This is a genomic window from Streptomyces sp. NPDC004610, assembly GCF_040609715.1.
Classification (GTDB): Bacteria; Actinomycetota; Actinomycetes; order Streptomycetales; family Streptomycetaceae; genus Streptomyces.
In genome coordinates this window covers 19,035-41,582 of record NZ_JBEXLA010000037.1, presented here as the reverse complement: position 1 = coordinate 41,582, position 22,548 = coordinate 19,035, and the positions used below count along the sequence as shown (strand labels likewise).

18 protein-coding genes and 2 tRNA genes are annotated in these 22,548 nt (G+C 71.3%); 15 read left to right on the top strand and 5 right to left on the bottom strand.

Going from position 1 to position 22,548, the window contains the following annotated elements; all coding sequences use genetic code 11:
- Positions 1-104: 104 nt before the first annotated feature.
- Positions 105-1,526, bottom strand: coding sequence for a polysaccharide pyruvyl transferase family protein (locus tag ABZX40_RS32705; protein WP_355745936.1), 1,422 nt, complete (start codon positions 1,524-1,526; stop codon positions 105-107).
- A 397-nt stretch (positions 1,527-1,923) separates the two neighbouring features.
- Between ABZX40_RS32705 and proB the strand changes: the two genes are divergently transcribed.
- The 5 genes from proB (at position 1,924) to ABZX40_RS32680 (ending at position 7,202) form a co-directional block, all read left to right on the top strand.
- On the top strand, positions 1,924-3,039 hold the full coding sequence (gene proB / locus ABZX40_RS32700; protein WP_355746049.1) for a glutamate 5-kinase: 1,116 nt from the start codon (positions 1,924-1,926) through the stop codon (positions 3,037-3,039).
- A gap of 184 nt (positions 3,040-3,223) precedes the next feature.
- A complete protein-coding gene (locus ABZX40_RS32695) occupies positions 3,224-3,727 on the top strand; it encodes a hypothetical protein (RefSeq protein WP_355746047.1) in 504 nt (167 codons plus the stop codon).
- Positions 3,728-4,074: 347 nt separating this feature from the next.
- On the top strand, positions 4,075-5,361 hold the full coding sequence (locus ABZX40_RS32690; protein ID WP_355745933.1) for a glutamate-5-semialdehyde dehydrogenase: 1,287 nt from the start codon (positions 4,075-4,077) through the stop codon (positions 5,359-5,361).
- An 88-nt stretch (positions 5,362-5,449) separates the two neighbouring features.
- Positions 5,450-6,025 (top strand): hypothetical protein, encoded by a 576-nt coding sequence (locus tag ABZX40_RS32685; RefSeq protein WP_355745930.1) that lies wholly within the window; start codon positions 5,450-5,452, stop codon positions 6,023-6,025.
- Positions 6,026-6,125: 100 nt separating this feature from the next.
- Positions 6,126-7,202, top strand: coding sequence for a hypothetical protein (locus tag ABZX40_RS32680; RefSeq protein ID WP_355745927.1), 1,077 nt, complete (start codon positions 6,126-6,128; stop codon positions 7,200-7,202).
- Positions 7,203-8,346: 1,144 nt separating this feature from the next.
- On the opposite strand, the gene ABZX40_RS32675 is transcribed toward ABZX40_RS32680, so the two are convergent.
- Positions 8,347-9,459, bottom strand: a complete 1,113-nt coding sequence (locus tag ABZX40_RS32675) for a M48 family metallopeptidase (protein WP_355745924.1) — start codon at positions 9,457-9,459, stop codon at positions 8,347-8,349.
- A 104-nt stretch (positions 9,460-9,563) separates the two neighbouring features.
- On the opposite strand from ABZX40_RS32675, the gene ABZX40_RS32670 reads away from it, so the two are divergent.
- From ABZX40_RS32670 to ABZX40_RS32635, 8 genes are all read left to right on the top strand, one after another.
- Positions 9,564-9,725, top strand: coding sequence for a hypothetical protein (locus tag ABZX40_RS32670; RefSeq protein WP_355745922.1), 162 nt, complete (start codon positions 9,564-9,566; stop codon positions 9,723-9,725).
- Positions 9,726-9,875: 150 nt separating this feature from the next.
- Entirely contained in the window at positions 9,876-10,040 is a 165-nt protein-coding gene (locus ABZX40_RS32665; protein WP_355745919.1) for a hypothetical protein, read from the top strand.
- A 32-nt stretch (positions 10,041-10,072) separates the two neighbouring features.
- A complete protein-coding gene (nadD, locus tag ABZX40_RS32660; protein ID WP_355745916.1) occupies positions 10,073-10,699 on the top strand; it encodes a nicotinate-nucleotide adenylyltransferase in 627 nt (208 codons plus the stop codon).
- A gap of 16 nt (positions 10,700-10,715) precedes the next feature.
- On the top strand, positions 10,716-12,410 hold the full coding sequence (locus ABZX40_RS32655; protein WP_355745914.1) for an LCP family protein: 1,695 nt from the start codon (positions 10,716-10,718) through the stop codon (positions 12,408-12,410).
- 68 nt (positions 12,411-12,478) lie between these two features.
- The gene (gene rsfS, locus ABZX40_RS32650) at positions 12,479-12,922 is read left to right on the top strand and encodes a ribosome silencing factor (protein ID WP_355745911.1); all 444 of its coding nucleotides are present in this window, start codon (positions 12,479-12,481) and stop codon (positions 12,920-12,922) included.
- Positions 12,913-13,602, top strand: coding sequence for a histidine phosphatase family protein (locus tag ABZX40_RS32645; protein WP_355745908.1), 690 nt, complete (start codon positions 12,913-12,915; stop codon positions 13,600-13,602). Before rsfS ends, ABZX40_RS32645 begins: the two co-directional genes overlap by 10 nt.
- A gap of 114 nt (positions 13,603-13,716) precedes the next feature.
- Positions 13,717-13,789, top strand: a tRNA-Ala gene (locus ABZX40_RS32640).
- Positions 13,790-14,220: 431 nt separating this feature from the next.
- Positions 14,221-14,454, top strand: coding sequence for a hypothetical protein (locus tag ABZX40_RS32635; protein ID WP_006136074.1), 234 nt, complete (start codon positions 14,221-14,223; stop codon positions 14,452-14,454).
- Here the strand turns inward: ABZX40_RS32635 and ABZX40_RS32630 are convergent.
- Positions 14,444-15,658, bottom strand: coding sequence for a glycosyltransferase 87 family protein (locus ABZX40_RS32630; protein ID WP_355745905.1), 1,215 nt, complete (start codon positions 15,656-15,658; stop codon positions 14,444-14,446). The two genes, ABZX40_RS32635 and ABZX40_RS32630, sit on opposite strands and share 11 nt — an antisense overlap.
- Positions 15,659-15,797: 139 nt before the next feature.
- On the opposite strand from ABZX40_RS32630, the gene ABZX40_RS32625 reads away from it, so the two are divergent.
- Positions 15,798-15,870 (top strand) — tRNA-Ala (locus ABZX40_RS32625).
- Positions 15,871-15,973: 103 nt separating this feature from the next.
- On the opposite strand, the gene ABZX40_RS32620 is transcribed toward ABZX40_RS32625, so the two are convergent.
- A complete protein-coding gene (locus tag ABZX40_RS32620; protein WP_355745902.1) occupies positions 15,974-17,584 on the bottom strand; it encodes an NADH-ubiquinone oxidoreductase-F iron-sulfur binding region domain-containing protein in 1,611 nt (536 codons plus the stop codon).
- Complete coding sequence (locus ABZX40_RS32615; RefSeq protein WP_355746045.1) at positions 17,581-18,954, bottom strand: cytochrome b/b6 domain-containing protein; 1,374 nt, start codon at positions 18,952-18,954, stop codon at positions 17,581-17,583. The genes ABZX40_RS32620 and ABZX40_RS32615 overlap by 4 nt, the downstream gene beginning before the upstream one ends.
- Positions 18,955-19,415: 461 nt before the next feature.
- Here ABZX40_RS32615 and leuS point away from each other — a divergent pair, with 461 nt between their 5' ends.
- The gene (gene leuS, locus ABZX40_RS32610) at positions 19,416-22,289 is read left to right on the top strand and encodes a leucine--tRNA ligase (RefSeq protein ID WP_355745899.1); all 2,874 of its coding nucleotides are present in this window, start codon (positions 19,416-19,418) and stop codon (positions 22,287-22,289) included.
- Positions 22,290-22,548 lie beyond the last annotated feature (259 nt).

The following is a 22,548-nucleotide window of genomic DNA, read 5'->3' as shown; positions in this document are numbered from 1 at the left end:
CCGTTCCTCTTCCCCCTGCCGCTGCCGCTGCCGCCGGTGACCGACCGCTACTGCCACGCCCCCGGAACGAACGCCCACCGTCCCTCGGAGAGCGACCGCCGCCGCTACTGCTGCCGCCCCTGGAACGCCCTCCGCAGCGGACGCCCCACCACCCGTCTCGCCCGGCGGTACACCGACCGGTCGCCGGTGCCGCCCGCCTTGCCCGCCGTACCGCGGGTCTTGGCCAGCTCCTTGCGCAGCCCGGCGTTCTCGGCGGCCAGTTCATCCATCCGGCTCTGGAGCCAGCCGAACCGGCTGCTGAGCGCGGTGATGTCGGCGTCGTTCCAGGGCCGGATGCCCGGCGGGAAGGACAGCGACCGCATCCGCTTCTCGAACGCCGCCCCGCCGTCGCCATGGGTGAACGTGTTGTCCAGGCCGTTCCTGGTCAGGAACCCGGTGAAGCGCTCGAACCGCTCCTGGTGACCGTCGATCAGCCCGCTCAGATCGGCCTCGTCGTACAGCTGCGCCGGATCCAGTTCCGGCGAGACCCGGTCGATGGTGCGGTGCGGGATGTCGAAGTAGCGGCACAGCTCCAGCGTCCGGGAGTCGGAGCAGAGCACGGTCGCGGGGGTGCCCGCCAGCAGCGCGGCGATATTGCCGTGGATGCGGGAGCCGAAGGAGTAGTCGAAGGTGCGCAGATCCTCGATCCAGGTGACCGGGTCGACATAGACCCGGACCTTGCCCTCCCGGTACATCGGATGGTCCGGGTGGGTCGGCATCGCGGTCACCCGGGCGTTCGGGCTGGACATGTCCCGCCAGTGCAACTGCCGCGCGTCGCTGAGGTTCTGGCCGATGAAACGCAGATTGGGGTAGCGCTCATGGGCCCGCCGGATCACCTGACCGAGCCCCTGGGAACGCACCGCGCTGTGCGAGCCGTTGACCGAGATGCGGGACACGGCGGTGAGCGCGGGCACCCGCTTGCGTACGGCCAGCTCCTTGCCGTGCAGGAACAGCGAGGGGCAGCCGATCACCTCGACGTCCCGGAAGCCCATGTCCTTGAGATAGCGCTCGGTGAACTCACCGCGCACCCCGATGGAGGCGCTGTGGTCGAGCACCGCCGAGACGAACGCCCGGACGGTGGGCTCCATGGGCTTGAGCCGGGCCGCGTCGTACTTCAGATTGGCCTGTGCGCCCACCCCGAGCACCACCACCGGGATCTTCAGCCGGGTGATGAGCTTGGTCAGCCGGCCGAGGGGCTCCTCGAAGGAGGGCCGGAAGGCGTTGGCGAGCGGGACGACAAAGGCGTCGTACTCCTCGTTGATCCGTGCCGCCTCCGCGATGCTGGTGCGACCGCCGTTGGAGAACACCTCGGTGTGCGGGGTCTGGAGGATCTTGTGCGAGGCGTCGCTGAAGATCAGATTGCCCGCGTTGGTCGCGATGACATCGCGGTGCAGGGCCTCCTCGACGGGGACGACGTCGTACGGGCTCTTCCCCGACCGGAGCAGGATGCGCTTCGCGCGCGGCGCGGGCTGTTCGGTGTGCGGCACAGATGTCAACCTATGTTTACTCGGGCTTTAATTTCCAGATGATCGGCGTACAACCTTTTCACTCTCTGCGGAATGTGGGCGTCCGGTTGCGGGGGCGGCGGGTGGGAGTGGGGATGGTATGGGCGATATCCGGCCAAGTGCCCGGGATCGGGGCCGGGTTGTTCGACGCGGGATCCTGCCGGGCCGTCCGGCGCGGTCCGGTGGGGCGTCCGGTGCGGTCCGGTGGAGTCTGGCGGGGCGTCCGCCGGGGCGTCGGGTGCGGTCCGGCGCGGTCCGGTGGGGCGTCCGACCGGTGAAATCGGTGCGCGGTGCACGATCCCCGTCGCGTAGATTGCCGGACGAGGCAGTGGGAGCTACGCGAGAGGCGAACACCAACGTGGCAGGGGCAAGGCAGGCCGTGCGCGAGGCCCGCAGGATCGTCGTCAAGGTGGGCTCCTCCTCGCTGACCACCGCGGCGGGCGGACTGGACGCCGACCGCGTCGACGCCCTGGTGGACGTCCTGGCGAAGGTCCGCAGCGGGGGCGAGCGGGAGATCGTGCTGGTCTCCTCCGGAGCCATCGCCGCGGGACTGGCCCCGCTCGGACTGCGCCGCCGCCCCCGGGACCTGGCCCGCCAGCAGGCCGCCGCCAGCGTCGGCCAGGGCCTGCTGGTCGCCCGCTACACCGCCTCCTTCGCCCGCTACGGCGTCCGCGTCGGCCAGATCCTGCTCACCTCCGACGACATGAGCCGCCGCGCCCACCACCGCAACGCCGCCCGCACCCTGGACAAACTGCTCGCGATGGGCGCCTTCCCGGTCGTCAACGAGAACGACACCGTCGCCACCGACGAGATCCGCTTCGGCGACAACGACCGGCTCGCCGCCCTCGTCGCCCATCTCGTCCGCGCCGATCTGCTGGTCCTGCTCTCCGATGTCGACGGGGTCTACGACGGCGACCCCAGCAGGCCCGGCACCACCCGGATCGCCGAGGTGGCCGGCCCCGAGGACCTCGCCCATGTCGAGATCGGCAGCACCGGCCGGGCCGGCGTCGGCACCGGGGGCATGGTCACCAAGATCGAGGCCGCCGGGATCGCCACCGGCGCCGGTGTCCCCGTCGTGCTGACCAGCGCGATCCACGCCGCCGACGCCCTCGCCGGACATGACACCGGCACCTACTTCCGTCCCACCGGCAAACGCTCCACCGACCGGCTGCTCTGGCTCCAGCACGCCTCCACCCCCCAGGGCGCGCTGATCCTGGACGACGGGGCGGTCCGTGCGGTCGTCGAACGCCGCACCTCGCTGCTCCCGGCCGGGATCTCCGCCGTCGAGGGCGAGTTCAGCGCCGGCGACCCGGTCGAACTGCGGGACACCGGCGGCCTCGCCGTCGCCCGTGGCCTGGTCAATTTCGACGCCAGGGAGATCCCGAGGCTGATCGGCCACTCCACCCGTGAACTCGCCCGCGAGCTGGGACCGGCGTACGAACGGGAGGTCGTACACAGGGACGACCTGGTGATCCTGCATCCGCAAAAGAGCTGATTCGTCCACCACCGGTGGGGGACGTTCCGTAAAACGGCCCCACGGAGCCTTGCGGCCTGCTCAACTTTGTCTCAGCGACACATTCGCAGGAGCACCGCGCAAGCCGTGCGGCGATGGCGCTGGGGAGCGGGACCGGGACCGGGGACGACAGGACCGAAGCACTGAGGAGGCCGCCGTGAGACGAGTGCGTCCTGCGCCGACGGCGTACCGCGCCGGCGCCACCGGGCCGGGCGCCCGCCCGCCGGGGACCTCCCGTCCCGCGGGCGAGGAACGCGCCCTGACCAGCGTCACGGCCGGCGAGTACCGGCAACCCGACGGTGACCGCGAGGAGGAGCGGCCGGCCGACGCACCCCGGCTGTGGCATGTCACCCTCAGCGTCTCCGGCGAGGCCGCCCCGCTCACCGAGGTCCGCCGCGCCCTCCAGCAGCTCGCCCACGACCACCCCTTCCTGCTGACCAGCCGCTATGCCGTCGACCACGCCGAGATCCGGTACTGGGAGGAGGCCCGCGATCTGCATGACGCGGCGGCGGTCGCCCTGCGGCTGTGGGGCGAGCACCGGCAGACGGCCGGGCTCCCGCCCTGGGAGATCGTGGGCCTGGAGGTCATCGACCGGGGCACGTACCACCAGCGGATCGCCGAGGGCTACGGCCCGCCACCGGCGTCACCGGTGGGGGTGCACCCGTTCTGAGCCGGGTACGCGGCCTCCGGGCGGGGTGCCTGCCCTCCGGGCGGGATGCCTGCCCTCCGGGTGTGGTGCCTGCCCTCCGGGTGTGGTGCGACGCCTCGCGGGCGGGGTGCGACGCCTCGCGGGCGGGGTGTACGCCTGCCGGGCTGGGTGTACGCCTGCCGGGCGAGGCACACACCTTCTGAGCGGGACGGACACCTTCTGAGCGGGACGGACACCTTCTGGGCGGGACGCCGCTGGACCCAGGGGGGCGTCACTCTCCGTGACTGGCACTCCGGGTCCCTTCGGCCATGTCTCGCGGTTCGGAACATCCGGCGAAACGGTCCGGCGGGCGCATTACCCTTCCCTCCATGACCACGCTCTCGCCGTACGACTCCATGTCCCCGGTCACCCGGGCCGCCTACCGGGCGAAGGCCGCCGCCGCCGACCTCGCCCCGCTGCCCCGGGCCGCGAAGGACGACGCGCTGCTCGCCATCGCGGACGCCCTGGAGGTCCGTACGGCGGAGATCGTCGAGGCCAACGCCGAGGACATCGCGAAGGCCCGGGAGGCCGGCACCAGCGAGGCGATCGTCGACCGGCTGACCCTCACCCCGGAGCGGGTGCGGGCCATCGCCGCCGATGTCCGGGACGTCGTCGCACTGCCCGACCCCGTCGGCGAGGTGGTCCGCGGCTCGACCCTGCCCAACGGCATCGACCTGCGCCAGGTCCGCGTCCCGCTCGGCGTCGTCGGGATCATCTACGAGGCCCGCCCCAATGTCACCGTGGACGCCGCCGCCCTCTGCCTGAAGTCGGGCAACGCCGTGCTGCTGCGCGGCTCCGCCTCCGCCTACGCCTCGAACACCGCCCTCGTCCGGGTGATCCGCGACGCGGTCGGCGGTGCCGGGCTGCCGGCCGACGCCGTCCAGCTCGTGCCCGGCGAGAACCGGGAGAGCGTGCGCGAGCTGATGCGCGCCCGCGGCCTGGTCGACGTCCTCATCCCGCGCGGCGGCGCCTCCCTCATCCGCACGGTCGTCGCCGAGTCCACCGTCCCGGTCATCGAGACCGGCACCGGCAACTGCCATGTCTATGTCGACGCCCACGCCGACCTCGACATGGCCGTCGACATCCTGATCAACTCCAAGGCCCAGCGGGTCAGCGTCTGCAACGCCGCCGAGACCCTCCTCGTCCACCAGGACATCGCCGCCGAGTTCCTGCCGCGCGCCCTGGACGCCCTCGCGGAGGCCGGGGTGACCGTGCACGCCGACGACCGGGTGCTCGCCTACGCCAAGGACTCCCGCGCGACCGTCGTCGAGGCCACGGCCGAGGACTGGGAGACCGAGTACCTGTCCTACGACATCGCCGCCGCCGTCGTGGACTCCCTCGACAAGGCCGTCGAGCACATCCGGCTGTGGACCTCCGGACACACCGAGGCGATCGTCACCACCTCCCAGCAGGCGGCCCGCCGATTCACCCAATTGGTCGATTCCACCACCGTCGCCGTGAACGCCTCCACCCGCTTCACCGACGGCGGCCAGTTCGGCTTCGGCGCGGAGATCGGCATCTCCACCCAGAAACTGCACGCCCGGGGCCCGATGGGCCTGCCGGAGCTGACCAGCACCAAGTACATCGTGACCGGCGACGGACACGTACGGCGCTGAAAACACCCGCCGCGCCCCCCGTCTCGGTCGGCGGATGAATTTCCATACCGTCTGCCCAAATTGACCCCCCAGGTCTACTCTGGAAAACGTGCCGGACGACGTGGGGGGCACGCCGTTCCCTGACGGCTGGATGCCCGACGACGACCACGACCGCGGACTGTCGGACGAAGAGTTCGCCGCCGTGGTCTTCGACGAGGACTTCGTGAAGGCGGCTGTCGTCCATGAGCCGACCGCCGTCGAGCGCCTCCTGGCCGCCGCCCAGGCGAGAGCGGAGGCGTCGGAGGCCGAGGCCCGCCGCGCCCACGCCAGAGGCGAGCACTACGACGACCCCTACGGCGACGGCCGCGATTACGGCGCCCCCGAGCTGGACGGGCTGTACGACCCCGACGCCCTGGACGACGACCACGGCCACGCGGGCTACGGCAAGCAGGTCCGCTGGCACCGCCCCGTCGCCTGGCTGCTCGCCCTGGTGATGGGCATCGGCATGGTCGTGCTGGCCTTCGCGGCGGTCTACCGGGGCGCGTCCTCCTCCAACCGCCAGGATCCGGCCCCGCCCCCGGCCACCACCGGGGTCGAACAGGGCGGCGGAGGCCGTGTCGCGGCCCCGTCCGCTTCCGCCGACTACTCCCAGCCGGCGGTCTCGGCGGTCCCCCGGACGCCCTGAGCCGCGTCCCCGGCACCTCGGGCTTTTCTGGTGAGTACCTGTCAGAAGTTGTCGCGTAGCAGGGCGTTTACCGGAGGGCCCGGCGACCTACTCTGAAGATATGGGCGGACCTGGAGACCCACCTGAGGGGACACCCGACGGCGCCCCCGGCGGTGCGGACGACGAGTACCGATCCGTGGTGTTCGACGAGTCGTTCGTCCGGGCTGCCCGGCTCCAGGAGTTCTCCGCGCAGGAGCGGATGGGCGACCACGCCCCCGCCGTCCGCCGCCGCCCCCCGATGCGCAGGGGCCTGTCCCGCCAGGCACTCATCCTCGTCCTCCTGATCGCGGTCGCCTTCGGCACGGCGGTCTACATGGGCGTCCGCACCCCCTACGGCAGCCAGGTCGCGACCGTCCCCGAGACCGTCGAGCCACTGCGGATGACGGTCGTCCCGCTCACCCCGCCCCAGGAGGTGCCCGGCACCACCGACCTCGACCGGCTGTTCGCCGCCAGCCCGGCCGCCCAGTTCCGGATCGGCGCGGAGGGGATACCGCTGCCGGCCGCCCGCAGCACCTCGCACTTCTCGGACAGCCAGGTCGTCACCGCCCTGACCACCGCCAAGGACTACCTCGTGCGCTCCTCGCTCTACCCCGAGGTGCTCACCGGCGGTGAGGTGCGGTCCGTCCGGGTGATGCTCGACCCGGACCAGCTCGACCAGTTCGACGAGAGCTTCGACCACCCCGCGGCGGACGGCCGCCACGCGGCGACCGGCTGGCTGGTCCGCTTCGACCCCGAGGCCGTCGAACTCGCCGACCCGCAGATCCGCGTCCAGGGCACCCTGGAGGCCGCGGAGACGGACTCCACCACACTGGAGGTGGTCTCCGACCACATCTTCGTCTACGCCCTGCGCCCGGCCGGGGGCGGCGCGGGCGCGGAGGCGTCGCTCTTCACCGTCCGCCGCGCGCTGCACTTCCGCTTCGACCGCGACGATCTGCGGCTGCACCAGGCCCGGCTCCAGACGTCGAACGCCCAGGCCGGCCCGCTCTCCTGCGCCGATGACTCGGCGAGCCTGCTCCGCCCCCTGCTCGCCGGCCAGACCGCGAAGGCCGGGGCCCCGGCGGGCACGGACCCATACGCCACGGGGAGCACGGCGGCGCTGTGCGGGACGCTGGCGGAACACACCCAGCCGGAGGTGTGACCGGCCCGCTCTGGGGGGCGAGCCCCTGCCGGTGCCTGCATCTGCGATGCCGCTGCGCGGGCTGGCCGCGCTGCGCGAGGTGCCGCCGCGCAGGTCTTGTCCCCGGCGGGCATGGACCCGTATGCCACGGGGAGCGCGGCGGCGCTGTGCGGGACGCTGGCGGAGCACACTCAGCCGGAGATGTGACCGGGCCCGCTCTGGGGGGCGGGTCCCCGTCGGTGCTCGCATCGTGCGATGCCACCGCCCGGGATAGCCGCTGCGCGAGGTGCCGCCGCGCAGGTTTTCGGCCTGCTGGGCGCTCACCGTGCAATGCCGCCGCCACGCAGGCTTTCAGCCCGCCGGGTGCTGCCCTGCCGGATGCTCCCGCGCCGAGCACGGCCCCGCTGGGCGCTCACCGCGATGCCACCGCCCGGGATGGCCGCTGCGCGGGGTGCATCCGAGGAGGCTCTCGGCCTGCCGGGTGCTGCCCTGCTGAGCATGGGCCCGCAGGGCGCTCACCGTGCGATGCCGCCCCGCAGGTATTCCGCCTGCCAGGTGCTGCCCTGCTGAGCACGGCCCCGCTGGGCGCTCACCGCACGATGCCACCACGCGGCTTGGCCACCACGCAGCTTCGCCGCCGCGCGGGATGCCGCCCCGCAGGCTCTCGGCCCGCTGGGCGCTGCCCCGCCGGGCACGGTCCGCCGGGCGGGGCACCGTCCGACAACGCCCGCCTCGAACGATGCCGCCCCGTCAGCCGCCGCCCCGCAGGGACCGGCCCCACCGAGCACGGCCCCACCGAGCACGACCCCGCCCGGCGCTGCCCGCCTCGAAGGGGTGCCGTCCCGCCAGCCTTCGTCCCACCGGGCGCTGCCCTACCGATCACGACCCCACCGGGCACGCCCCCACCGAGCACGACCCGGCCGAGCACGCCCCCGGCGCTGCCCGCCTCGAAGAGCCGCCCACCCACCGGTCGCCGCCCCGCAGGGACCGGCCCCGCAGGACTAGCCCCTGCGGGGAACCGCCCCGAAGGAACCGCCCTGAAGGGACCGGCCCCGCAGGACTAGCCCCTGCGGGGAACCGCCCCGAAGGAACCGCCCCAAGGCCCCCGCACTCCCGATCAGTCCTCAGGTCGTCAGCCGTCGTCGTGCCCGTTGCCGGAAGGCCGTCAGTCGTCCGTGCGGGTCGTGCCGTTGGCCGGGTTGTCCCGCGGAGCGGAACCGCCACCGGAACCACCGAAGCCGCCGAAGCCGCGCCGCACCCGGCCGCCCAGGTCACCGGCGCCGCCCGCGATGTCGCTGACCAGCTTCATCAGCGGGTCCTTGGATTCCTTCACCTGACTGGCGTAGCTGGACGCCGACTCGCGGAAGGAGTCCGTGACCGAGGTGTCCTTGTCCTCGCCGCGCCGCGGGTAGTGGCCGTCCATGATCCGCTGGTAGTCGCGGGACTCGGCCCACTTCTTCAGCTCGGCCGCGCGGACCGTGGTGAAGGGGTGGGAGCGGGGCAGCACATTCAGAATCTTCAGCACCGAGTCGCGCAGGTCGCCGCCCGCCTCGTACTCCTCGGCCTGCTCCAGGAACGCGTCCACGTTCATCTCGTGCAGATGGTTGCCGCCGGCGATCTTCATCAGGCCGCGCATCGACGCCTGGAGGTCCTGCCCGACCAGCAGCCCGGCCCGGTCGGCGGACAGCTCGGACTTGCGGAACCACTCGCGCAGCGCCGTCACGATCGCCATGATCGCGACATTGCCGAGCGGGATCCACGCCACCTTCAGCGCCAGATTGGTGAGGAACAGCAGGATCGTGCGGTACACCGAGTGGCCGGAGAGGGCGTGGCCCACCTCATGGCCCACGACCGCGCGCATCTCCTCCTCGTCGAGCAGCTCGACCAGGCCGGTGGTGACGACGATGATCGGCTCGTCCAGGCCGATGCACATCGCGTTGGGCTGCGGGTCCTGGTTGACGTACATCGGCGGGACCTTCTCCAGGTCCAGGATGTAACAGGCGTCCCGCAGCATGTCGTTGAGATGGGCGAACTGCCGGTCCGAGACCCGCACGGAGTCGGAGAGGAACAGCAGCCGGAGACTGCGCTCGGGCAGCAAGCCGCTGAGGGCCTTGAACACCGTGTCGAAACCGCTCAGCTTGCGCAGCGCGACCAGCGCCGAGCGGTCCGCCGGATGCTCATAGGCACGCGAGGAGATCCCCGGGAAACGGGTGCGCTGCCTGCTCGGCACGTTCTCGTGCCCGTTCGTCGCGTCGTTCTGGTGGCTGTCGTCGGGCATGTCATCCCCCATGTGCGTCGATTGTCCCTGTGTGCCCCCGAAGCGGAGCCCAGCCTAGGCGGAGTTACCGTGGACGGGCACTACAGCGAAGGAGCCCCCCCGTCATGCACCGCATTCCCGCGACCGCCTGGCTCACCGAGGCCGCGAACGCCGCTGAGCAGCAGGGTGCGGGGAACCTGCTGAGAGTCGTACTGATCGTGATGGTCGTGGGCTGTGTGCTGACTGCCTGGATCCTGTTGCGTGGCTACAAGCGGAAAGACGACTGAGCCGCCGCGAAGGTTCCCCGCACCCGGCCGGACCCGCCCCGGACGGCGGCCGGTGCCCCAACGGCGGAGTCGGCGTGATCGCCGATCGGGTGCCCGCTTACGATGGGCCGACGTCGTTGTCCCGCCCACACCGGATAGGTTCTGCCGAAGATGACTTTCCACAGCGCCGCTGCCCAGTTGGTCACCCTTGCCGCGCCGAGCGAGGAGCACGGCGGCAACCACCAGAGCCTGAACCCCTACTTCGTGGGCGCCAGCGCGCTGGTCATCCTGCTGATCCTGCTCTGGATCACCACCCGCTTCAACCGCGACCGCTGAGCCCACAGACCGGGCCGGTAGGGTCTGCACGCATGGGAGAGCAGGACATGCCTACCGGTCCGGCGCACACCGGCAAGCGCCGCCTGGGCGTCATGGGCGGAACGTTCGACCCGATCCACCACGGGCACCTGGTGGCGGCCAGTGAGGTGGCCGCAGCCTTCCATCTCGACCAGGTGGTCTTCGTACCCACGGGGCAGCCCTGGCAGAAGAGCCACCGCACGGTCTCCCCGGCCGAGGACCGCTATCTGATGACGGTCATCGCCACCGCCGAGAACCCGCAGTTCTCCGTCAGCCGTATCGACATCGACCGCGGCGGGCCCACCTACACCGCGGACACCCTGCGCGATCTGCGCGCCATCAACCCCGACACCGATCTGTTCTTCATCACCGGTGCGGACGCCCTCGGCCAGATCCTCACCTGGCGTGACACCGAGGAGCTGTTCTCCCTGGCACACTTCATCGGGGTCACCCGGCCCGGCCACACCCTCGCCGACCCCGGTCTCCCGGAGGGCGGTGTCTCGCTGGTCGAGGTGCCCGCGCTGGCCATCTCGTCCACGGACTGCCGGGCGAGAGTCGCCAAGGGGGACCCGGTCTGGTATCTGGTGCCGGACGGGGTCGTGCGCTACATCGCGAAACGAGAGCTGTACCGCGGCGAGTGAGCCGAGAGGGGCACCGGTGAACGACCGATTTGACGCGGGGTACGAGGGCCAGTACGAACTCGTCGGCTACGACGCGTACGGGCAGCCCGTGTACCGGCTGGTCACCCCAGAGCAGCCCGCCCAGCAGCCCTACGACCCGTACCAGCAGCAGGGCTACGCCTACGACCCGTACGCGACGGGCCAGCAGCAGACCACCCCCGGCTACGACCCCTACGGCACCGGCCAGCAGCCCCCGGCCCAGCCCCAGGGCACCGGCTACGACGCCACGGGCGCCTATCCCGCGTACGACCAGCCCTATGACCCGTACGGCCAGGCCGCGACCAGTGGGCAGCAGCCGCAGGTCGCCGAGCAGACCGCCTACATCCCGCAGCAGGCCGGACCGCCCGCGCCGCCGGAACCGGCCCCCGAGGAGCAGCGGCCCGCCCAGGACCGCGACTACCGCACCGAGCAGTTCTCCTTCGTGGAGGAGCCCGACGGCGACTCCGAGGACGTCATCGACTGGCTCGCCTTCACCGAGAACCGCACCGAGCGCCGCGAGGAGGCCAAGCGCCGCGCGCGCGGGCGCCTGATCGCCCTGGTCGTCGTCCTGGCGGTGTTCGCGGCCGGCGGCGTCGGCTACCTCTGGTACGCCGGGAAACTCCCGGGCGTGTCGTCCGGCGGGGACACGGAGGGCACCACGGCGGCGGCGGGCGCCCAGAAGCGGGACGTGATCGTCGTCCATCTGCACGACACCCAGGGCGGCGACACCTCCACGGCACTGCTGGTCGACAACACCACCACCAAGCGCGGCACGACCGTCCTGCTGCCCAACGCGCTGGCCCTCTCCGGCGACGACGGATCAGCCACCACACTGACCAAATCCGTCGAGGACGACGGCTCCGCGGGCACCCGGGAGGCCCTCGACACCGCCCTGGGGACCTCCATCCAGGGCACCTGGCGGCTCGACACGCCGTACCTCCAGAACCTGGTCGACCTCGTCGGCAACATCGAGGTCGACACCAACACCGACGTACCCGACCCGGACGCCGAGAAGGGCGAGGCACCCCTGGTCCGCAAGGGCTCCCAGCAGACCCTCGCCGGCAAGAACGCCGTCGCCTATGCCACGTACAAGGCGTCCGGCGAGACGCAGGCCGCCCAGCTGGAGCGGTTCGGGCAGGTCATGCAGGGGGTGCTGCGCAAGATGTCGTCCGACGCGCAGGCGGCGACGACCACCGTGCAGACCCTCGCCCAGATCCTGGATCCGTCCCTCACTGACAAGGACCTGGGCACCTTCCTCGCGGCCCTGTCCGACCTCGCCAAGAGCGGCGACTACAGCACCGAGACGCTGCCCGTGGAGGACGACGGCACCCTGAACGTGCAGGCCAGCGAGCCCGTCGTCAAGGACGTCCTGGGCGGCGCGGCGAAGAACCCCGAGGAGGGCACCGCCGTCCGCGTCTCCGTCCAGAACGCCACCGGCGACAAGGAACGCACCGAGGACGCGCGCGTGACCCTGCTCAACGGCGGCTTCACCTTCCTGGAGGGCGGCAACGCCTCCGCGGCCGAGGCCACCACCGAGATCACCTACGCCGACGATGCCGACAAGGAGAACGCCACCGAGGTCGCCAAGACCCTGGGCCTGAGCACCGAAACCGTCACCAAGGGCGAGGTCTCCGGCAACGCGGACGTGACGGTCGTCCTCGGCCAGGACTACGAACCCGCACAGGCGAGCTAATCGCGTAGGGCCGTGTCGGTGGTCCGTGAGACCCTGGGGGCAAGTGACCACCGACCGAAAGCCGTGTAGTGACCGCTACGGACCGCTCCCTGGAGCTCATCAGCACCGCCGCCCAGGCAGCCGCGGACAAGCTGGCCCATGACGTCATCGCCTACGACGTCAGCGACGTACTGTCGATCACCGACGCGTTCCTGCTGGCCTCCGCGCCCAACGACCGCCAGGTCAAGTCGATCGTCGACGAGATCGAGGAGCGGCTCCAGAAGGAGCTGGGCGCCAAGCCGGTACGCCGTGAGGGCGACCGCGAGGCCCGCTGGATCCTGCTCGACTACGTCGACATCGTCGTCCATGTCCAGCACAGCGAGGAGCGCGTCTTCTACGCTCTGGAGCGGCTGTGGAAGGACTGCCCCGAGATCGAGCTGCCGGCCGACGCCAAGGCGACCCGCGGCAAGGGCGCCGAGCATGACAGGACCAAGGCCGCGGAGGAGGCCGCACAGACGGGTGAGTGGCGGTGAGCGCCGCCGGTGAGGCCGCCGCCGGGTTCTCGTTCGCGGGGAGCCAGCGGGGCCGCCGGGTCATCCTGTGGCGGCACGGCCAGACGTCGTGGAACGTGGAGCGCCGCTTCCAGGGCACCACGGACGTCGACCTGACCGAGACCGGCCTCCAGCAGGCCCGCCGTGCCGCCCGGCTGCTCGCCTCCCTCGGGCCGCACGCGATCGTCGCCTCCGATCTGAAGCGCGCCTCGGACACCGCCGCCGAGCTGGCCGCCCTCACGGGCCTGCCCATCACCCGCGACGAGGCCCTGCGCGAGACCTACGCGGGCGTCTGGCAGGGCCTGACCCACGAGGAGATCATCGACCGCTACGGCGATGAGTACGCGGCCTGGAAGCGCGGCGAGCCGGTGCGCCGGGGCGGGGGCGAACTGGAGACCGAGGTCGCCGACCGCGCCGCCCCCGTGGTGCTGCGGCACGCCGAGAAGCTGCCCCCCGAGGGCACCCTCGTCGTCGTCAGCCACGGCGGCACGATCCGAACCACGATCGGCCGGCTGCTGGGTCTGGAGGCCCGGCACTGGGAGAGCCTGGGCGGGCTGTCCAACTGCTGCTGGTCCGTCCTCGGCGAGGGCGCGCGCGGCTGGCGGCTGCTGGAGCACAACGCCGGCACCCTGCCCGAGCCGGTCCTCGGCGACGACACCTGAGGCCCCGCCCGCGCGCGGGCGGCAGGTCGCAGTGGCGCCGGGCCCGGATTTCACTTTCCGGCAGGTCGCAGGCTAAAGTTCTTCTTGTTCGCCCCGCCCGACGGGGGAACGCGAGGGGCTATAGCTCAGTTGGTAGAGCGCTTGCATGGCATGCAAGAGGTCAGGAGTTCAATTCTCCTTAGCTCCACAGATGAAGATCCCGTCCCAGGCAGGGGCGGGATTTTTCATGTCAGGATTCTCGATCCGTATTGAGTCGGCAGGGGTCCGTGGGGCGTATAGGACGGTGGAGGCGCCCAGGGCGCGGGTCCGCGCGTCCGCCACAAGGGCCGCGCGCTGGTCGTGGCCGTACTGGTACCCGGGCGTCGCTGACCGTATTGGTCCGGCCGTGGCAGAATCAAACGGCCGGAAGGGGGCGCGGCCCGACGGGAGGGAGTAGCGATGCCTGCGAGCATCCCCAGGGAGGTCGGCCACCTCCTTGGCGAAGCGGCGTTGATACGGGACACGACCACTCGGCTCAGCTGCCCTTCCTGCGGTTCCGCGCATGTGGCCCAGGTCCTCGGCGACAACGGCGGGATCTCGTACGTGTGCACGGCCTGCGGCCACAGCTGGAGCTGATCGATGGGTGCACACAGGCGAAAGTGCGACTGGTGCGGCAGTGGTACGCCGATCGTTCGCGACATGGAACCGATCAACCCCGACTACCAGTACTGGTGCGAGGAATGCGCGCGGGCGCTGATCATAAAGGGCGACCCGATCGAGACCTACCGGGAACTTGAGGGCGAGCCGATCTACGGCCGTCTCCTCGAAGAGCACTGCACACTCAAACGGTTCTATTCCTTCGTCACCGCCTGACGCCCCGTAAGGCGCCGATTCGCGGCATTTCCTTACGGGTTGCCATGAGTGCCACCAGGGCGAGGAAGGCGCAGCCGGCCGCCGGGTAGAGGGCGGACAGGATCAATTCCGCCCCGCTCTGCCGCAGTTCGGGCCGGTGCGTGCCGTGCGGCACCCACCACAGGGCGTACGAACAGAACATCAGCGTCAGGGCCGCGGCCCCCGCGCGGCGGGCGCGTGAGCCGGCCAGCAGGACCAGCGGCACGCACCACACCCAGTGGTGCGACCACGACACCGGGCTGACGAGCAGCGCGGTCACCGCCACCGCGCACACCGCGACCGCCTGCCGCCCCCGCGCCTCCGCCACGACCGCCACCGCGAGCCCGCCGAGGCCGGTGAGAACCGCCGCGAGCAGCCACCAGCCGCCCGGGTCGGCGGTGTGCAGCAGCCGCGCCAGAACGCCCCGCAGGGACTGGTTCGCGGTGTCCTCCGCATGCCCGACCCGCCCCGCGCGGAACACCATCACCGACCAGAAGCGCCAGGAGTCGTAGGGCAGCACGGCCGCCGCGAGCAGGGTCGCCCCGCAGAACGCGAGGACCGCCCCGCGCGCGTGGCGCAGCAGTCCCCCGGCCGAGCCGTGCCGCGCCCGCGCGGTGAGACCGGCGGCCAGCAGGAAGACCACGAACAGGGCGGGCGTGAGCTTCACCGCCGCCGCCAGCCCGATGCCGACCCCGGCCCAGCGGGCGTCCGCGCGGCGCGTGAGATCCCCCAGGACCAGCACCGCGAGCAGCAGATTGATCTGCCCGTAGCGCAGGGTCGTCCAGACCGGCTCGCACCACACGGCCACCGCCGCCACCCACCAGACGGCCGATGTCCGGGTGTGCCCGGTCAGCCGCAGCGACAGCCGGACGAACACCACCAGCAGGGCGAGGTTCCCGGCGGTCGCCAGGGCGCGCATGACCGCCGTGTCGAGCAGGGTGAGCGGGGTGAACAGGAGCGCGGCGAACGGCGGATAGGTGGTGGGCAATTGCGCCGCCGTCGCGCGCAGGGCGTACAGATCGCCGCCCGCGCGGACCGTGGCGCCCTCCGCGCGGTACACCATCAGATCGATCATCGACACGTCCGCCGCGCGCTGGGCCAGCCAGAACGCCGTGAACGACAGCAGACAGGTCCCCAGTGCCACCGGGGCTCGGCGAGGGGCTGCGGAGAACGCGATCACGGTCACGGAGGCCGACACTAGCGTCCTTATCGGCACAGAACGGAAATGATTTGGTGCTGCACCCTGTCGAGCGTGTAATGTTGGCGTCGCCGCCGGGGGAACCCGGCCGACTCAAGCGAAAACGCGGTTGGACCGCGTGGCGCGCGGGGCTATAGCTCAGTTGGTAGAGCGCTTGCATGGCATGCAAGAGGTCAGGAGTTCAATTCTCCTTAGCTCCACAGTCTGTATCGAGCAAAGATCCCGCCGGATCCGATGATCCGGCGGGATCTTTGCTTTGTCCGCCCTGTCCCGCCCCCGCCCCCGCGCAGGAGGCGGGCCGGGTCAGCGGCCCAGGGCTCGGCGACCTCGGCCCTGGGAGAGCACCGGGAGGTTGCGGGCGGGCGCCTGCGCGCGGGTGTCCTCCTCGATCCGCAGGGCCAGCGCGGGACAGCGCCGTACCGCCCGCAGGGCCTTGGCCTCCGCGTAGCGCGGCACCTTGGCCTGGGCGACCGTCGGGAAGCCGTCGGCGCCGAGTTCGAAGACCTCCGGGAGGATGTCCGCGCACAGGCCGTGGCCCCGGCACAGGGTCCAGTCCACGAAGATCTTCTGACGGCTGGGGCCGTTCTCCTCGGACTCGCCGCCGCCCGGGATGCCGGTCGGGTTCCTGCCCCCCTCGAAGAGCGGCAGAACGCCTTCCACCGGCCGTCCGCAGCCATTGCCGAGGACATGCGCGGCCAGATCGTCGGTGAACGCCTTGACGGTCGACTCCAGGAACATCGCCGAGCCGTCCGGATGCGAGCAGGCGCCGCGCCGCTTGACGTTCCTGGCGACCTGCTTGACGGCCTCAAGGGCGGCCGGGCCGCCGCCGTTGAGGATGTCCTCCAGACCGCGCGCGGCGGCGGGCAGACCGAGGTAGCACGGGCCGCACTGCCCGGCGCTCTCCTCGGCCAGCCACTGGGCGACCCGCAGCGATTCGCCCAGCGGACAGGTCTCCTGACTGATCGGCAGAATGGCACCGGCGCCCAGCGAACCGCCCACCGCGTCCAGCGAGTTGCGCGAGACGATCGCCTCGTTGACGGTCGCCGCGTCGATCCACTTGCCGTGGTAGCCGCCGGTCAGCACCCCCTGCGGCACCGGCGGCGCGCCGGCCAGCTGAAGGACGTAGCGCAGCGGTACCCCGGTGGGGACCTCGATCACCATCGGGCGGGCGACGGCGCCGGAGACCGTGAGCAGGACCGTCCCCGGCTCGTCGTACAGGCCGGTGTTGCCGTAGCGCTCGGGGCCGATGCGGGCCGCGATGGCGAGCTGGGCGAAGGTCTCGGCGTTGGAGAGCAGCGTGGGGGCGCCGCCCACGCCGTTCTGGGAGGCGCTGACCTTGCGGCCGGGCGGGATCGCCGGGCCGCCGTCGATCGAGCGGACCAGGGAGGCCGCCGCGCCGGTGACCATGCGCACCGGGTTGCGCTGGACCCGCGCGCGCAGGACCGAGCGGCGGCCGTTGCTCAGGCCGCGTTCGGCGAGCGCCGCCTCCATGGAGCGCTGGGTGGACTCCCGGGTGACCCCCACCACGAGGGTGCGGGCGCCGAGGGCCTCGGCGCACAGCAGCGCGCCGTCCAGGATGAGGTGCGGGGCCCGGTTGATGAGGACCGTGTCCTTGCGGCAGGCCGGTTCGTCCTCGCTGCCGTTGACGACCACGACCGGGCGGACCCCGCGTTTGATCGCGGCCTCGGCGACCGAGCGCAGCTTCTTGTGGAAGGGGAAGCCCGCGCCGCCGCGGCCCTTCAGACGGATGTTCTCGGCGAGCTTGGCGAGCTGCTCGCCGCCCATGGGTTCGAGCGGCCCGTGCACCTTGAGGTGCATGGGCAGATCAAGTCTTTCGACAAGGTCGAAGCCCGACGTGAGCTGGGGAAGTCCGACCACGCGGACTTCTGGGACGTCGGGCAGGGCCTCGTTCACCTGGTGCCTCCGGACGGCGTGTTCCAAGGTTCGCCCGAACCCGGCCCCTCGAAGTCGTAGAAGCCGGGCGTCGATTCAGTGGCGGGACCGCTGTTGTACGTGTCACCCGGGTTGTACGTGTCATGGACCGTGTTCGACTCACCGGTGTCGTACACATCACGTCCGCCGTACACACCGGCGCCCGGATCGGTGTAGGTGGGGATGGTGTAACCCGTGTCCTGGAGGGGGTCGTACGCCGACGGGGGAGCCTCGCCGACCGGCGGTGGGGACGGGATCGGCCAGGAGCCCGAGGCGGAGCCCCCGGTGTCCGCGCGGGGCAGGGACTCGGTGCTCCGGAGGTCCGGCACCTCCCCGCGCGCGGCGGGCCCGCCGGCAAAAGGCTGGCCGAAGCCCTGGTCGAAGGCAGGCGGGTCGAAGGAGGGACGGTCGAACGAGGTTTGGTCGAACGAGCGCTGGTCGAACGAGCGCTGGTCGAAGGACTGGTCCGGTCGGGCCGGGCGGGAGACGGCCCGGTAGGCGGCGGCGAAACCGGCGGTGGATTCGGCGGCACCCGCGCGCGCAGGGGCGTCGTAGGCGGGGGTCTCCCGGCGTGTCGCGCGCTGCGGCTCATAGCCGGGAAGGGCGCCCGTGGACTCCCCGGCCCGCGCGCGGGCGGCGTCCAGGTCCTCACGGCCGGGCTTGTCGCCGGTCCCGAGCAGGGCGGTGATCCGGTCGGCGACCCTGCGCTTGACGGGGCGGGGGGCCGCGCGCAGGGCGAGGGCGCCCATGACACCGGCCAGGGACAGGCCGTACAGGAAGACGAAGAACGGCTTGGCCTCGCGGCCCGCGTACAGGCCGTGGACCAGGGCGGCGCACCATGCGGGGTACGCCAGCATGTGCATCGCGCGCCAGCGGGCGGCGACCGGGGCGGGGGAGGCGAAGGCGCCGCGCAGCGCACCGGTGATCCCCACGAAGATCATCATCAGGCCGGCCAGCGAGCCGAGGCCGATCAGGCCCGCGGTGCCGGTGAAGCCCAGCGAGAAGGGGATCACCGCGGCGATCGGCTCGGTGTGGTCGAGCACGATCTTGGTGGTGATGTGCAGCAGCAGGAAGGCGAGGGCGGCGACGGCCGTGGAGCGGTGTACGGCCTGTCCGACGATCCGCTGGCGGGCGTTCAGCACGATCCGGTCCTGGGCGACCAGGCCCCAGATCACCGAGCAGCTGAGGCACACCAGGGACAGCACGCCGGCGCCGAAGTTCAGGAACTCGCGGAACCTCTCGCCTCCGACGAGTACGACCACGGGGATGAGGATCAGGACGGCGGCGGAGGCCGCCCCGTAGGCCGAACGCCCTGGCCTGGGGATCGAGCTGGTATTGCGTCGAGGATTCAGTCGAGGGTTCATGGGGGCAACTCCGAGCGGTTCGGGAAAGCGGTCCCGCTGCCGCACTCTAAGTGGAGCCATACCGATGGGTACGAGGTTTGAGTTATTGCGCTGTTATCAAAGGACCATGTGACCGCGTGATGCCCTTTAGGGGTTGTTACGCGAAGTAATCCTTGAACCCTGTTCAGGTTCTGTGGGTTGTTACTGGCGGTAGCGTGTGGATTCGGTGAAGGTGACGTCCGGTGACTGGACGGCTCCGGAAAGCCCGGCGCGGCCCGCTCGGGGGCTGCGGTACCCTAGCGCCATGCGTGCCGTACGCCTTCTGCTTAGCGGGCCGCGCTGATCACTCCCGGTCCACGGTCGTCACCGTGACCGGAATCGGCGCGGCGTCCCCTCCTGTGCGAGGGGATTTTTCGTTTCTTGGGATGTCACAGCCGCAGGCAGAGACGATCGATGGAGCTTTGAGGATCATGAGCGAGACGAACCCCGCTGCCGCCTCCGAGGCGGTAGCGCCGCACCGCTACACGGCGGCCCTGGCCGCCGACATCGAGGCACGCTGGCAGGACTTCTGGGACGCCGAGGGCACCTACGAGACGCCCAACCCGACCGGTGACCTGGCCGGGGACCCGGCCGTGGTCGCCGAGCCCAAGAAGTTCTTCATGGACATGTTCCCCTACCCCTCCGGCGCCGGACTGCACGTCGGCCACCCGCTGGGCTACATCGCCACCGACGTCTACGCCCGCTACCACCGCATGACGGGCCACAACGTCCTGCACACCCTGGGGTTCGACGCCTTCGGCCTGCCCGCCGAGCAGTACGCGGTGCAGACCGGCACGCACCCGCGCGTCTCCACCGAGGCCAACATCGGCAACATGAAGGCCCAGTTGCGCCGGCTGGGCCTGGGCCACGACAAGCGCCGCTCGTTCGCCACGATCGACCCGGACTACTACAAGTGGACCCAGTGGATCTTCGTTCAGATCTTCAACTCCTGGTACGACGACGAGGCCGCCAAGGCCCGCCCCATCGCCGAGCTGATCGCCCAGTTCGAGAGCGGTGAGCGCGCCGTACCCGGCCACACGCGCGCGTGGCCCGCGCTGACCGCCGCCGAACGGGCCGACGTACTGAGCGAGTTCCGGCTGGCCTACGCCTCCGACGCGCCGGTCAACTGGTGTCCGGGCCTGGGCACCGTCCTGGCCAACGAGGAGGTCACCGCCGACGGCCGCTCCGAGCGCGGCAACTTCCCCGTCTTCAAGGCCAAGCTGCGCCAGTGGAACATGCGCATCACCGCCTACGCCGACCGCCTGCTGGACGACCTGACCGCACTGGACTGGCCCGACGCCATCAAGCTGGCCCAGCGCAACTGGATCGGCCGCTCAGAGGGCGCCCGCGTCGACTTCCCCGTCGACGGCGAGCACATCACCGTCTTCACCACCCGCCAGGACACCCTGTTCGGCGCCACCTACATGGTGCTGGCCCCCGAACACCCCCTGGTCGACAAGTTCACCCCGGCCACCTGGCCCGAGGGCACCCGCGCGGTGTGGACCGGCGGCCATGACACGCCCGCCGAGGCCGTCGCCGCCTACCGCGCGCAGGCCGCCGCCAAGTCCGATGTCGAGCGCCAGGCCGACGCCAAGGACAAGACCGGCGTCTTCACCGGGGCGTACGCCGTCAACCCGGTCAACGGCGAGCGCGTCCCCGTCTTCATCGCCGACTACGTCCTGATGGGCTACGGCACCGGCGCGATCATGGCCGTCCCCGCCCATGACACGCGCGACTTCGCCTTCGCCCGCGCCTTCGAACTGCCCATGCGCTGTGTGGTCGAGCCCTCCGACGACCGCGGCACCGACCCGTCGACCTGGGACGACGCCTTCTCCTCGTACGATGCCAAGATCGTCAACTCGGCCGGTGAGGGCATCTCCCTGGACGGACTGGGCGTGGTCGACGCCAAGGCCCGCATCACCGAGTGGCTGGCCCGCAAGGGCATCGGCGAGGGCACCGTCAACTACCGGCTGCGCGACTGGCTGTTCAGCCGCCAGCGCTACTGGGGCGAGCCCTTCCCCATCGTCTACGACGAGGACGGCACCGCCCACGCGCTGCCCGAGTCGATGCTGCCGCTGGAACTGCCCGAGGTCGACGACTACTCGCCGCGCACCTTCGACCCCGACGACGCCGACACCCAGCCCGAGACCCCGCTGTCGCGCAACGAGGACTGGGTGCACGTCACCCTGGACCTGGGCGACGGCCCGAAGAAGTACCGCCGCGAGACCAACACCATGCCCAACTGGGCCGGTTCCTGCTGGTACGAACTGCGCTACCTGGACCCGCACAACGACCAGAAGCTGGTCGACCCCGAGATCGAGCGCTACTGGATGGGCCCGCGCGCGGGCATGCCGCACGGCGGCGTCGACCTGTACGTCGGCGGCCAGGAACACGCCGTCCTGCACCTGCTGTACGCCCGCTTCTGGTCCAAGGTGCTGTACGACCTGGGACATGTCTCCTCCGCCGAGCCGTTCCACCGGCTGTTCAACCAGGGCATGATCCAGGCGTACGTCTACCGCGACAGTCGCGGTATCGCGGTGCCCGCGGCCGAGGTCGAGGAGCGCGACGGCGCCTACTTCTACCAGGGCGAGCAGGTCTCCCGGCTGCTGGGCAAGATGGGCAAGTCCCTGAAGAACGCCGTCACCCCGGACGAGATCTTCGCCGAGTACGGCGCCGACACCCTGCGGCTGTACGAGATGGCCATGGGCCCGCTGGACGTGTCCAGGCCCTGGGACACCCGCGCGGTCGTCGGCCAGTTCCGGCTGTTGCAGCGGCTGTGGCGCAATGTCGTCGACGAGGAGACCGGCGCGGTCACCGTCAGTGACGCCGAGCCCGACCAGGACACACTGCGCGCCCTGCACAAGGCGATCGACGGGGTCCGCGGCGATCTGGCGGGCCTGCGGTTCAACACCGCCATCGCCAAGGTCACCGAGCTGAACAACCAGCTGACCAAGGCGGGCGGCGCGGTGCCGCGCCCGGTCGCCGAGTCCCTGGTCCTGCTGATCGCCCCGCTGGCCCCGCACATCGCCGAGGAACTGTGGCGCAAGCTGGGCCACACCGACACGGTCGTCCACCAGGGCTACCCGGTCGCCGACCCCGCGTACGTGGTCGACGACACGGTCACCTGTGTGGTGCAGGTCAAGGGCAAGGTCAAGGCCCGGCTGGAGGTGCCGCCGGGCATCTCCGACGACGAACTGGAGAAGGTCGCCCTGGCCGACGAGAAGGTCGTCGCGGCGCTGGGCGGGGCCGGGATCCGGAAGGTGATCGTGCGGGCGCCGAAGCTGGTGAACATCGTTCCGGAGTAGTGGGGGCGGGAGTGGTGGAGCGGGGGGTGGGGTGGGGTTCCCCTGGCTAGGGGTGGGGGAGTGGTGGGTTTGTGGTTCCCGGGCTAGGGGTGCGGTGGGTCCGGGGCTCGGGCTCAGGGGTGCGGTGAGTCCGGGGCTTGGGCTCAGAAGTGCGGCGAGTGTGGCGGGTGCGGCCGGTGTGGTGGGTGCGGTTGGCGGGGGCGGTAGCCGCCCGTAGGGGAGCCCACGGGGGTGGCCGCGCCCGCTGCCGGAGATCCCC

Coding starts and splice junctions, on each gene's coding strand:
- ABZX40_RS32690 (WP_355745933.1), top strand. CDS start 4,075: ATGACCACGCTCTCGCCGTACGACTCCATGTCCCCGGTCACCCGGGCC.
- ABZX40_RS32680 (WP_355745927.1), top strand. CDS start 6,126: ATGGGCGGACCTGGAGACCCACCTGAGGGGACACCCGACGGCGCCCCC.
- ABZX40_RS32675 (WP_355745924.1), bottom strand. CDS start 9,459: ATGCCCGACGACAGCCACCAGAACGACGCGACGAACGGGCACGAGAAC.
- ABZX40_RS32670 (WP_355745922.1), top strand. CDS start 9,564: ATGCACCGCATTCCCGCGACCGCCTGGCTCACCGAGGCCGCGAACGCC.
- ABZX40_RS32665 (WP_355745919.1), top strand. CDS start 9,876: ATGACTTTCCACAGCGCCGCTGCCCAGTTGGTCACCCTTGCCGCGCCG.
- nadD (WP_355745916.1), top strand. CDS start 10,073: ATGGGAGAGCAGGACATGCCTACCGGTCCGGCGCACACCGGCAAGCGC.
- ABZX40_RS32635 (WP_006136074.1), top strand. CDS start 14,221: ATGGGTGCACACAGGCGAAAGTGCGACTGGTGCGGCAGTGGTACGCCG.
- leuS (WP_355745899.1), top strand. CDS start 19,416: ATGAGCGAGACGAACCCCGCTGCCGCCTCCGAGGCGGTAGCGCCGCAC.